Annotated in this window: 15 protein-coding genes; 6 read left to right on the plus strand and 9 right to left on the minus strand. The window is 30.0% G+C overall.

The window, feature by feature from the left end:
* Positions 1-2 precede the first annotated feature (2 nt).
* From ABXT56_RS07015 to fabA, 3 genes are read right to left on the minus strand one after another with little or no spacing between them, the layout of a single operon-like run.
* Positions 3-788, minus strand: coding sequence for an enoyl-ACP reductase (locus ABXT56_RS07015; RefSeq protein WP_415300067.1), 786 nt, complete (start codon positions 786-788; stop codon positions 3-5).
* The gene (gene fabB / locus ABXT56_RS07020) at positions 789-2,000 is read right to left on the minus strand and encodes a beta-ketoacyl-ACP synthase I (protein WP_415300068.1); all 1,212 of its coding nucleotides are present in this window, start codon (positions 1,998-2,000) and stop codon (positions 789-791) included.
* A complete protein-coding gene (gene fabA, locus ABXT56_RS07025) occupies positions 2,000-2,500 on the minus strand; it encodes a bifunctional 3-hydroxydecanoyl-ACP dehydratase/trans-2-decenoyl-ACP isomerase (protein ID WP_415300070.1) in 501 nt (166 codons plus the stop codon). The genes fabB and fabA overlap by 1 nt, the downstream gene beginning before the upstream one ends.
* Positions 2,501-2,574: 74 nt before the next feature.
* Between fabA and ABXT56_RS07030 the strand changes: the two genes are divergently transcribed.
* The 4 genes from ABXT56_RS07030 (at position 2,575) to ABXT56_RS07045 (ending at position 5,509) form a co-directional block, all read left to right on the plus strand.
* Entirely contained in the window at positions 2,575-3,003 is a 429-nt protein-coding gene (locus ABXT56_RS07030) for a Fur family transcriptional regulator (protein WP_415300072.1), read from the plus strand.
* 104 nt (positions 3,004-3,107) lie between these two features.
* Complete coding sequence (locus tag ABXT56_RS07035; protein ID WP_271512302.1) at positions 3,108-3,524, plus strand: rubrerythrin family protein; 417 nt, start codon at positions 3,108-3,110, stop codon at positions 3,522-3,524.
* A gap of 57 nt (positions 3,525-3,581) precedes the next feature.
* On the plus strand, positions 3,582-4,913 hold the full coding sequence (locus ABXT56_RS07040; protein ID WP_415300073.1) for a (Fe-S)-binding protein: 1,332 nt from the start codon (positions 3,582-3,584) through the stop codon (positions 4,911-4,913).
* A 2-nt stretch (positions 4,914-4,915) separates the two neighbouring features.
* On the plus strand, positions 4,916-5,509 hold the full coding sequence (locus tag ABXT56_RS07045; protein ID WP_415300075.1) for a DUF3501 family protein: 594 nt from the start codon (positions 4,916-4,918) through the stop codon (positions 5,507-5,509).
* On the opposite strand, the gene ABXT56_RS07050 is transcribed toward ABXT56_RS07045, so the two are convergent.
* Genes ABXT56_RS07050 through ubiE form a run of 6 tightly spaced genes read right to left on the minus strand, consistent with a single transcriptional unit; the run spans position 5,502 to position 10,630 of the window.
* Positions 5,502-5,951 carry an SH3 domain-containing protein gene (locus tag ABXT56_RS07050; protein ID WP_415300077.1) on the minus strand — a complete coding sequence of 150 codons (450 nt, stop codon included), beginning with the start codon at positions 5,949-5,951 and terminating at the stop codon, positions 5,502-5,504. The two genes, ABXT56_RS07045 and ABXT56_RS07050, sit on opposite strands and share 8 nt — an antisense overlap.
* A complete protein-coding gene (locus ABXT56_RS07055; RefSeq protein ID WP_415300079.1) occupies positions 5,948-6,703 on the minus strand; it encodes a HesA/MoeB/ThiF family protein in 756 nt (251 codons plus the stop codon). Before ABXT56_RS07055 ends, ABXT56_RS07050 begins: the two co-directional genes overlap by 4 nt.
* Positions 6,700-7,137, minus strand: coding sequence for a dUTP diphosphatase (gene dut / locus ABXT56_RS07060; protein WP_415300081.1), 438 nt, complete (start codon positions 7,135-7,137; stop codon positions 6,700-6,702). The genes ABXT56_RS07055 and dut overlap by 4 nt, the downstream gene beginning before the upstream one ends.
* 6 nt (positions 7,138-7,143) lie before the next feature.
* Positions 7,144-8,349: a bifunctional phosphopantothenoylcysteine decarboxylase/phosphopantothenate--cysteine ligase CoaBC gene (gene coaBC, locus ABXT56_RS07065; protein ID WP_415300083.1), complete on the minus strand. Its 1,206-nt coding sequence runs from the start codon at positions 8,347-8,349 to the stop codon at positions 7,144-7,146.
* An 8-nt stretch (positions 8,350-8,357) separates the two neighbouring features.
* Positions 8,358-9,926 (minus strand): 2-polyprenylphenol 6-hydroxylase, encoded by a 1,569-nt coding sequence (ubiB, locus tag ABXT56_RS07070; protein WP_415300085.1) that lies wholly within the window; start codon positions 9,924-9,926, stop codon positions 8,358-8,360.
* Positions 9,926-10,630: a bifunctional demethylmenaquinone methyltransferase/2-methoxy-6-polyprenyl-1,4-benzoquinol methylase UbiE gene (gene ubiE / locus ABXT56_RS07075; protein WP_415300087.1), complete on the minus strand. Its 705-nt coding sequence runs from the start codon at positions 10,628-10,630 to the stop codon at positions 9,926-9,928. The genes ubiB and ubiE overlap by 1 nt, the downstream gene beginning before the upstream one ends.
* A 35-nt stretch (positions 10,631-10,665) precedes the next feature.
* On the opposite strand from ubiE, the gene mutM reads away from it, so the two are divergent.
* Together mutM and rpsT are read left to right on the plus strand one after the other, a co-directional pair.
* Positions 10,666-11,529: a bifunctional DNA-formamidopyrimidine glycosylase/DNA-(apurinic or apyrimidinic site) lyase gene (gene mutM, locus ABXT56_RS07080; protein ID WP_415300088.1), complete on the plus strand. Its 864-nt coding sequence runs from the start codon at positions 10,666-10,668 to the stop codon at positions 11,527-11,529.
* Between the two features lie 50 nt (positions 11,530-11,579).
* A complete protein-coding gene (gene rpsT, locus ABXT56_RS07085) occupies positions 11,580-11,840 on the plus strand; it encodes a 30S ribosomal protein S20 (RefSeq protein WP_415300090.1) in 261 nt (86 codons plus the stop codon).
* Positions 11,841-12,047: the final 207 nt, after the last annotated feature.

The following is a 12,047-nucleotide window of genomic DNA, read 5'->3' on the forward strand; positions in this document are numbered from 1 at the left end:
TTTTAGCTAATATTTTTAGGATCTGGCATTCCAACCTTGTTATATCCAGCATCTACGTAGTGAATCTCACCAGTAACACCGCTTGCAAGGTCGCTTAGTAGATATAGTGCTGAATTTCCAACATCATGGATATCTACGTTTCTCTTAAGGAAAGAATGATCTTCATTCCATTTATATAAGAACTTTGCATCACCAATAGCAGAAGCTGCCAATGTTTTAATTGGCCCTGCACTAATGGCATTTACTCTCATGCCTTTAGCACCCAAATCTCTAGCTAAGTATTTAACACTTGCTTCAAGAGCAGACTTACAAACACCCATTACATTATAATTTGGAATAGCTTTAGTAGATTCGTAAGTTAAAGTTAACATGCTACCACCTTCTTTCATTATTTTAGATGCTTCTTTAGCAACCTCCGTAAATGAAAAGCAAGAGATTAACATACTTCTTAAAAAATTTTTTCTTGTTGTGTTTAAATATTCGCCAACTAGTTCTGATTTATCTGAAAAAGCAACTGCGTGAACCACAAAATCAATTTGACCCCACTGAGACTCAATATCTTCAAATAATTTTATTACTTCGTCTTTATTTTCAACATCACAACTAAATGTTGCTTTTGAATTTAATTTTTCAGCTAAAGGAATTACTCTTTTCTTTAATGCATCACCAAGATAAGTGAATGCAAGTTCTGCTCCAGCTTCTGCTAACTTTTGTGAGATACCCCAAGCGATAGATCTTTCATTGGCAACGCCCATGATTAATCCTTTTTTACCTTTCATTAAACTCATTTAGACCTTTTCAAAAATTAAAGTTGCATTTGTTCCACCAAAACCAAAGCTGTTAGACATAACAGAGTTTAATTTAACATCTGTTTCAGTTTTAGTAACGATTGGAAATTTTTTTGCTTCATCATCCATGTCATTGACGTTAGCTGAAGCTGTGATGAAACTATTTTTCATCATGATTAAACTATAAATTGCTTCATGAACTGAAGCAGCACCCAGTGGGTGACCTGAAAGAGATTTAGTAGAACTAATTTTTGGTACCTCAGTACCAAATGCTTCTCCAACACCTCTAAGTTCTGTTATATCTCCAACTGGAGTTGATGTTCCGTGAGTGTTTAAGTAATCAATTTTGTTTTTAGCAGTCGATAAAGCCATCTTCATACATCTTACAGCGCCTTCGCCAGATGGAGCTACCATATCATACCCATCAGAAGTCGCGCCATAGCCTGTTAATTCAGCATATATGTTTGCACCTCTTGCTTTTGCGCGTTCATACTCTTCAAGCACCAAAACTCCACCACCACCAGCTATTACAAAGCCATCTCTAGTTTTATCATACGCTCTTGAAGCAGTCTCGGGTGCATCATTGTATTTTGAAGACAATGCAGTCATTGCATCAAACATTGCTGTCATTGCCCAGTGCAATTCTTCACTACCACCTGCAAAAACAACATCTTGTTTACCCATTTGAATTAATTCACTTCCATGACCAATACAGTGTCCGCTAGTTGCGCAAGCTGAACTCATTGTATAGTTTACACCTTTAATTTTAAAAGGTACAGCAAGTGTTGCAGAAGAAGTACTAGCCATAGTTCTTGGAACTATAAATGGTCCCATTAACTTTGGAGTTTTAGCTCTTGTTTTATCAACTGACAAAACTACATTTTCAATTGAAGGTCCGCCAGAACCCATTACTATCCCGGTTTTAAAATTGCTAACGTCTTTTTCTTCTAGCCCAGAATCTTTGATAGCTTCTTTCATTGCTATATAATTATATGCAGACCCAGAACCCATAAATCTAATGGTTTTTCTATCAACATGGTCTTGAAGATTTATATTTGGTTTACCGTGAATATGACTTCTTAAATTATGCTCTTTATATTCTTCATGAAAAGAAATTCCTGATTTTGAATTTAAGAGAGATTGATAAACCTCTTCCTGATTGTTTCCTAAACAAGAAACTACACCTAATCCTGTAACTACCACTCTTCTCATTATTTAAATAACCCCACTTTTAAATTTTCTGCAGAATATATTTTTTTATCATCCGCATATAATAGACCATTTGCTAAACCAACTGAAGTTCCACCAGGAGACATAATCTTTTTCATATCAATTATATAAGTCGCTTTTTTTACACTTTTTAAAACTTCACCTGTAAACTTTACTGTGCTTACACCTAAAGCTCTACCTTTACCGGGATTACCAAGCCATCCAAGGTAAAACCCAACTAACTGCCACATAGCATCCAAGCCAAGGCATCCTGGCATGACTGGATCTTCTTTAAAATGACAGTCAAAAAACCAGAGGCTATCTTTGATATCTAGTTCAGCTTTTATAACACCTTTACTAAAAGCTCCACCGGCTTCATTAATTTCTGTAATCCTATCAAACATAAGCATTGGTGGAAGAGGTAATTTTGCGTTTCCTGGACCAAAAAGTTCGCCATTTCCACAGCTTATAAGATCATCATACGTGAAGGAGTTTTTTTTCATAATTTTAAATACCCTTAATACTTGATTTATTGAGATTATAATATAGAAATAGTTTAGAACTATTATAAACAAAAATGAATAATTTAAACATTTTTAAAGAAAAATTGCGAAAATCAGGTTTAAGACCAACAAGACAAAGGCTAAAGATTTGTGAAGTGCTTTTTTCACCTGAAAAGACGTTTCATTTTACAATAAATGATTTAACTAAAATTATTCAAGAGAAGCTAAGTGAAAAAATTTCTTTAGCTACAGTTTATAATACTGTTCATGCTTTTAAAAAAAAGGGTTATTTAAAAGAAATTTCAATTAACAGTGATAAAAGTTATTTTGATACAAACGTTACTGAACACCACCATTTTTTTGATGAAGATACAAGTGAGTTAATTGATTGTAGCAGTGATGATATTGATTCTATAAATGTTAAAAAAAATATTACTGGAAAAAAAATAAAATCTGTAGAAGTATTGATTAAAGTTGCGAGTGATAATCAAAATCAAAATTAATTCAATATTTTCAATCACTTAACATTTACATTAAAACAATTCTAAACTGTTGACTTACAGTTTAGAATGATTATATATATCTCATAATCATTAAGGAGAAAAATATGTCATTAAAAGGTAGTAAAACAGAAGAAAACTTAAAAGATGCATTTGCAGGTGAGAGCCAAGCAAACAGACGTTATTTATATTTTGCTCAAAAAGCAGATATTGAAGGTTATAACGATGTAGCATCTGTATTTAGATCTACAGCTGAAGGTGAAACAGGTCATGCACATGGACACCTTGAGTATCTTGAAGAAGTCGGAGACCCAGCTACAGGATTACCGATTGGTGAGACTAAAGCGAATTTAGCTTCAGCGGTACAAGGTGAAACACATGAGTATACAGACATGTATCCAGGTATGGCAAAAACAGCTAGAGAAGAAGGCTTTTCAGAAATTGCTGATTGGTTTGAAACTTTAGCAAAAGCTGAAAAATCACACGCAGGTAAATTCCAAAAAACACTAGAATCTATTGCGTAAATAAGACTTAATTTATAGTGGGGTTCTTCCCCACTATTAAATCCTAAAATTTTAAATATGAGCAAAGAAGGCAGTATAGATGCACCCATTAGGCACCCAATAAATTTTGAGCATCCTGATTTTTTAGACCCCAAAAAATTAGATGACGAAATGAGAAGAGCATTTGACATCTGTCATGGATGTAGAAGATGTTTTAATTTATGTGACTCGTTTCCAAAATTATTTGACATGATAGATGAGTCAGAAAATGAGGATGTAGAAAGTTTAAAAAGTGAACAATTTGAACCTGTAGTAGATGCTTGTACTTTATGCGACATGTGTTTTATGACTAAGTGTCCTTATGTTCCACCGCATGATTTTGATTTAGATTTTCCTCATTTAATGTTGAGATATAGAACAGCTCAAAAAAAATTAAATAAATTATCAGTTGTTCCAGCTCAATTAGCTAAAACAGATAGAAATGCAAAAATTGGTGTAATGCTATCATCACTAATAAACTGGGCATCAAGCATTAAAAATAAATTCTTTAGAAAAATATTAGAATTAATCGCTGGAATTGATATGAGAGTTAAACTTCCCACTTATAATTCAGAAACATTTACAAATTATTTTAAAAAAAATAATATTCTGACAAATAGCAAAGCCCCATCAAAAGATAGAAAAGTTGTAATTTATTCAACATGCTTTGTTAATTTTAATAAAAAAGATACAGGCGTAGCTGCATTAAAAGTTTTAAAGAAAAATGGAGTAGAGGTTCAAGAAGCTTATCCGGGATGTTGTGGAATGCCGTATCTTGAACAAGCAGATTTACCAAAAGTGGTAGAGCAAGCAAAGAAAGTTTCCAAAGATTTACTTAAGTGGGTAGATAAGGGTTATCAAATTATTACTTTAACAGCCAGTTGTGGTCTAATGTTAAAATTTGAATGGCCTTTACTATTACCAAGCGATGAAAATATTAAAAGACTTTCAAAAAACGTTAGTGATATAGATCAATATATCGTTGATATAGCACAAAACGAGGGCCTAGCAGAAGGTTTACAAGAAATTGATGGTGGAGTTACAGTTCACAACGCATGTCATGCAAGAGCACAAAACATGGGTATTAAATCTAGAGATATGCTTAAATTTATCCCTAATATAAAAATGGATGTTGTTGAGAGATGTGCTGGTCATGGGGGAACTTTTGGTGTGATGAAGGAAACTCACGATTTAGCTGTAAAAGTTGGAACACCAACAGCAAGACAAATTAAAAATAAAAACAATAAATATATGGCTTCAGATTGTCCGTTAGCAGGTAAACATTTAAAACAATTAGAGAAAGATACAAATATAGCTAGTGATGAGGCACTACATCCTATCGAATTAATGGCCAAAAGTTATAAATTATAATTATGAGCAAAAAAAAAAGACTAATAGAAAAAGAAGATTTAATTCCTTCAGATATTTATTCAAAAACTAGAAGACAAACTAGAAAAGAACTTGTCGAATTTAAAAAAGACAGACGAATAGCTCTGGGCCCTTATGCAACTTTTTATTTTGAAAGTTTTGAAACCATGCTTGCACAAGTTCAAGAAATGTTACACATAGAAAAAGGAGGCGATGAACAATTACAAGATGAATTAGTAGCATACAACCCTCTAGTACCAAATGGCAAAGAACTTATTGCAACTTTAATGTTTGAAATTGATAATCCAATTTCTAGAGCTGCATTTTTAGGAAAAGTTGGTGGTATTGAAGAAAAAATATTTATGAAAATTGATGATGAATTTGTGAGTGCTGTACCGGAAGCAGATGTTGATAGAACATCAGCAGATGGAAAAGCATCATCAGTACAATTTATTCATTTTAAATTGAATGATGATCAAATTTCTAAATTTAAATTAATAGATTTAAATATTGAACTTGGGATTAATCATAAAGAATACGCACATACTACAAAATTAACTGAAGCTAATATTAAAGCATTATCAAAAGATTTTATTTAGTAGATCCCCAGGTATTTCTAATTTTAACCCAACCAGTGTACTTATCAGTTGTTACACTACACCATTGTTCTTCACATTTTTTTATAACCAACAGTCTCCCCTTCTCTAATTTTGCAAGTGGTTCAGAAAATTTTGATGGTTTTTTAAATAAAAGTTTTCTCTCGATTGTAATAACAGAATTCGATTGCTTTAACTGACTCCAATGTATCCAGCCACTGTTGTTATCTAAAAATAAAACTCTTCTCCAATTCTCTTTTTTATCTATTTGTTTTACGGGTAAATTAATTTTTCTATAAATGTATTTAATTGGATAGTCTAGACCCGGTCCGTATCTAACATTTGTTTTATTTTTTTTTAAAGACAAAAATTTTTCTTCAGCACTTAGTAAATTCACTCCTAAAAGGAATAAACATAAAAACCACATAGTTATTTTTTTTGTCATCTACAAATACAGTTTTTTCTTTTTTTTAATTTAACTTTTCTAAAGTTTAAATGAAGTAAGTTTAAAATAAAAATATACCCATCAAGTCCTGTTCCAATATTCAATATCTTTTTTAATATTTCATTTGCTTGAATAGTTCCTACAATTCCAGCAACAGTCCCAAGAATACCTTCTGACTCACAATTTAAAAGATCATCTGAAATCTCAGATTCTTGAAAAAAACATTTTAAACAAGGATTTTTTTTATTTTTAAAGTCAAAGGTAAATATATGCCCATCAAATTTACTAATAGCACCAGTTATAAGAATTTTTTTAAATTTTAGGCAAAAATCATTTAACAAAAATTTTGTTGTAAAATTGTCTGATCCATCAACTATATAATCATAGTCATCTATGATCTTCTTAAAATTTTTACTATTTAATCTGATCTTATAAGTTTTAACATTTGTGTTTTGATTTATTCTTTTAATTTTATTTTTAGCTATTTTGACTTTAAATTTCCCAATATCTGATGAGTTGTAAAGACTTTGTCTATGTAAATTAGATAGACTTACTTTATCATCATCAACAATACCTAATTTTCCAATTCCAGCTCTTGAAAGAAATTCTGCAACTGGAGACCCAAGACCACCAGCACCAATAATTAAAACTTTAGATGATAAAATTTTTTTTTGACCTAAAATACCAATATCTTTAAGTACTATTTGTCTTGAAAATCTTTCAATTATTTTTTTATTCAGTTGACGCTTCATTTGCCAGTTGAACCAAATCCACCATCACCTCTGAATGTATCTGGCAAACTATCTGTTTCTTCTAATTCCATTTTAATAACTGGTGTTAAGATCATCTGTGCTACTCTATCCTTGTTATTAATTATAAAACTTTCTTTTCCGTGATTAAAAAGAATAATTTTAATTTCACCTCGATAGTCACTATCAATTGTTCCTGGTGTATTTAAAACAGTTATACCTTTTTTTGCAGCAAGACCTGAACGAGGACGTATTTGTACCTCATAATCTTCTGTAAATGCCATAGAAAGCCCTGTAGGCACTAAATATGAGCTATTGGGTTCAATCGTAATTGGTTCTTCTGTAAAAGCCATTAAGTCCATACCAGAAGCGCCACTCGTTTTATAAGCTGGAAGTTCTACATCTGGGTTTAATTTTTTGATCAATACTCTTGCCATTAAATTTTAATTTAATTGTTTAACAACTCTATCTGTTATTTCTTCTGAGATTTTAGATTTTTCTTTCATAATAAGTTTTTCATTTTTTATTTTTTTATCTTTATAAAAAATTGAAACTTCATTAAAATCAGAGTCAAATCCAATAGAATTATTAGATACATCATTTGCTATTATCCAATCACAATTTTTTTCTATTAATTTTTTTTCAGCATTCTCTTGAATGTTATTTGTCTCAGCTGCAAATCCAATAACTAATTTTGGTCTTAGAGAGTTATGTTTTGATACATAATTTAAGATATCAACATTTTTTTCAAGTTCTAAATGTAAATATTCTTGTTTCTTTATCTTTTCATTTTTTTTTTCTTTTACTTTAAAGTCAGCAATGGCAGCAGAAAAAATTGCTACATCGGCAGGTAAATTTTCTTGTGTTGCTTTAAACATTTCATCTGCTGTTTCAACTTTAATTAAATTTATATTATTATCTATTTGTAGGTTTGTAGGTCCAGAAATTAGAGTTGTTTGAAATCCTCTTTTTGCCAAGGATTTCGCCAAAGCATACCCTTGTTTTCCAGAAGATTTATTTGTTATAAACCTAACGGGATCAATATACTCATTAGTTGGTCCTGCAGTTACTAGAGCTTTTAATTTTTGATTTTTATGTAATTCACCAAAGTATGTCTCAATTGTTTGAAAAATATCTTTTGGTTCAGTCATTTTTCCTTCACCAAATTCTCCACATGCCATATCTCCAATTTCAGGGCCAATTATTTTATATCCATAAGACTTTAATTTATCTAGATTTTGTTTAGTTGAAGGGTGCTCCCACATTCTAACATTCATAGCGGGTGTCAAAAAAATATCTTTGTCAGATGCAAGAATTACTGTTGACGCTAAATCATCTGAAGATCCACCGCTTAATTTGGAAATAGTATTTGCAGTAGCAGGAACAACAAGAATTACATCTGCCCATCTAGAGAGTGATATATGGTCCATTTCAGCTTCATTTTCAGCATTGAATAAATCATCATAAACTTTTCCTTGAGAAAGTGAGGCCACTGATAAGGGGGTTACAAATTCTTTTGCACTTTTGGTGAGTATGGTTTTAACTTCAACATCTTGTTTTTTTAACAATCTAATAAGTTCTAAACTCTTGTATGCAGATATACCTCCACATATAATCAAAAGTATTTTTTTCTGAGATAAATTATTCATGGGGCAAATTAAAATACTAATAGACCAAAGATTACAAGCAATAATAAACCAACAATAGATTGGTTTCTAAACGCAATCATTTCAGATTTCTTTTCATTTAGGGCTGTGTAGGAGTTTGAATTATGAGGTATTTGCCCACTTGCTAAAAATGTAAGTGCTTGATTAGCTTTATCCATAATCTCTGGAAAATCAGGCAATCTTTTAATTACTTCAGTAGTACTTTTTAAGCCTTCATTTAAAGTATTAATTGGGTCTTTAGTTTCTCTTAACCAACTTTCTAAAACTGGTTTGGACGTTTCCCATATATTGGTATTAGGATTAAGCTTTCTTGCAACTCCCTCAACAACAACCATAGTTTTTTGCAACATTAATAATTGAGGTTGAGTTTGCATATTAAATTTTTCAGTAACATCAAAAAGTTGTTTTAATAACTTTCCTCCGGAAATGTCCTTAACAGATTGACCAAAAATTGGCTCACCAATTGAGCGTAACGCTTGGGCAAGATCATTAACTGGCACATCTTTAGGCACAAGGCCAGCAACCAAGTGAACTTCAGCAACTTTCTTATAATCTCTCTGAATAAAGCCAAATAAAATCTCTGCTAAAAATCTTTTACTGAGGTTGTCCAGTCTACCCATAATACCAAAGTCTATTGGCACAATTTGTCCATTATTATCAATAAATATATTTCCTTGATGCATATCTGCGTGAAAAAACCCATCCCTAACAGCATGTCTTAGAAAATGTTGAATAATATCAGAGGCAATTCTTTTAGTATCAATATTTCTTTTTTGTAAATCTTCAGTTTCCCGAATAGAAACACCATCTACCCAATCAAGTGTCATTACATTTTCACTTGTAAAATTCCAATAGATAAGAGGAACTCTAAAACCCGCATCATTTTTTGTATTTTCTGCGTATTCATTTGCAGCAGCAGCTTCGAATCTTAAGTCCATTTCGAGATTGGTTATTTCTTTAAGTAAAAAAACAACTTCAATTAATTTTAATCTTTTGGTTTTTTTAATAAATGATTCAATAATAAAAGCAAAAAGCATCAACGCATCTATTTCTTCATTAAATGTTTTTTTAATATCAGGTCTTAAGATTTTAATTGCCACATCTTTTATTGTTCCATTGTCATTTATTTTAGCTTTATGAACTTGAGCTATTGAAGCAGCAGCCACAGGCTCACTTAAATCTATTATTGTATTGAAAGTTTCCTCTCCTAAATCTTTGTTAATGATTGTCTTTGCTTCAGATAAGGAAAAAGCAGGAAGTCTATCTTGTAAGCCTTCTAATTGTTTAGCTAATTCGTCACCAATTATATCAGGCCTTGTAACTAAAAATTGTCCTAATTTAATGAATGTTGTTCCCATTGATTGTAAGGATTTGGATAGTCTTTCACCTTCTGTAATATCAAAATTAATTTTTTTTTGATCCGTAAAAGAAAATGAAAGTATTTGAAATAAAATTTTAATAGCTAGAGGTGGCTTTTTAAATTTAGAAACAATGTTAAGAATATCAGATTTAGCTAGTTTCCTTCCTAATTTAAATAATGTTATTAGTTTTTTAATCATTAAACTTTCCAACCAGAATGTATAGATACCATTCCACCAGATAAGTTTCTGTAACTACAATTTTCAAATTTATTAATTTTCATTAAATTGATCAGCTCTTCTTGATTAATAAACTCTTTAATGCTTTTTACTAAATATTCATAAGGTTCTTTTTTACCTACAACCATTTTGCCAATTAAAGGAATAAGCTTTGAATAATTTTTATAAATAAAGTCTAAATTTGAGTTTTGTATTTTAGAAAATTCTAGACATAAGTAGCGACCACCAGGTTTTAAAACTCTATATGCTTCTGAAAGAGCTTTATTAATATCTTTAGTGTTACGTAAACCAAAGCTAATGCTATAGTAGTCGCAAGAATTATCTTTAATTGGTAATTTTTCTGCAGGAGCAATCACCCAATTAATATTGTTATAAGATGTTAACTTTGCTTTGCCCTTACTAATCATTCCTTTATTAGGATCTACGCAAAAAATTTTACCATTTTTTTTAGTTAAGTCTAAAAAGAGCTTACCTAAATCGCCAGTTCCACAAGCAACGTCAATTAAAACTTTTTCTTCAGAAGGATTCATCCAATTCATTAAATCTCTTTTCCAAATTCTATGAACACCTAGTGACATGAAATCATTCATTAAATCATATTTATCATAGACATTATTAAAGACACTTTGGACTAGCCCTTTTTTATTTTGTAGATATTGTTGCATGTTAAATTTATTATTTATTGATAATATAGTATTAAATGCCAGAATTACCAGAAGTAGAAATAGTTAGACAATCATTAGCTAAAAAAATACATAAAAAAAAAATCAAAAAAGTAATAATTAAAAACAGAAATTTAAGGTTTAAAATTCCTCTAAAATTTGAAGAATTGTTACAAAATAAGATAATCAAAAAAGTTACTAGATTTTCCAAATATCTAATTTTAAGCTTTTCTGATGGCTCATTTTGTTTAATTCATTTAGGAATGTCAGGAACTATTCATTTAATAAAAAAAAAAAATTTTACTAAATTTACCAATGTTAGTTTTTACAATTCTTCAAATTTGCCAAAAAAACATAATCATATTGAAATACAATTTAAAGATTTAAAGATTATTTATAATGATCCTAGAAGATTCGGTTTTTTTATATTTATAAACAACAAGCAAGATCTTTTAAATAGATTTAGTCATTTGGGACCAGAACCATTCTTTAAAAATTTTAATTTAAATTATTTGTTAAAATACTTTTTTAACAAAAGGAAAGACATTAAAAGTTTTTTAATAGATCAAAAATTTGTATCTGGTATAGGTAATATTTATGCTAGTGAAATTCTATTTTTAAGTAAAATTAATCCAACAAAGCATGCGATGAAACTATCAAAAAAAGATTGCCAAAAAATTATTTTCTATTCAAAAAGTGTGCTCAATAAAGCAATTCAAAAAGGTGGTTCAAGCATTCGTGATTTTAAAAATACCTCAGGAAAAAATGGTAATTTTCAAAAAGAATTTAAAGTTTATCAAAGAGAAAATCTAAAATGTTTAAGATATAAATGTGGTGGCAAAATAAAGAAAATATTTATCTGTAATAGATCAACTTTTTTTTGTAATATTTGTCAAAAATAAGAAATTATTCTATTGACCAGTATAAATTCTCGAGCTATACAACTGCGCTTATGGCTAACACAAAATCAGCAATTAAAAGAATTAGAAAGATTGCTACTCAAACCCTTGTAAACAAGGCTCGTAAGAGCAAATACAGAAATGCTATAAAAAAAATGAACCTTTTAATTGAAGAAAAGAAAAAAGCTGAAGCTTTAAAATTCTTACCTAAGTTGAATTCCGAATTGATGAAGGTCGCAAAAACTGGCATTATCAAAAAAGCGAATGCATCTAGAAACGTTTCAAGAATTACTAAAAAAATTACAGCACTATAATCAACTACTTGGAGTTGTTTTTAGTATTAAATAAACAGCATAACACTAAATATCAAAAAAATTTTTATAATTTTACTATATGTTGATTTAGTAATAAAAAGTATTTTTATTTTCTACAACACACACCCACAGATTTAAAATTTGTAAAATAGTTTTTTGAAAAAAACTACATTCATTAAGTTCATTTATAAATATCTATTCGCGCTA

This window comes from Candidatus Pelagibacter sp. Uisw_134_02 (genome assembly GCF_047720265.1).
Taxonomy (GTDB): Bacteria; Pseudomonadota; Alphaproteobacteria; order Pelagibacterales; family Pelagibacteraceae; genus Pelagibacter.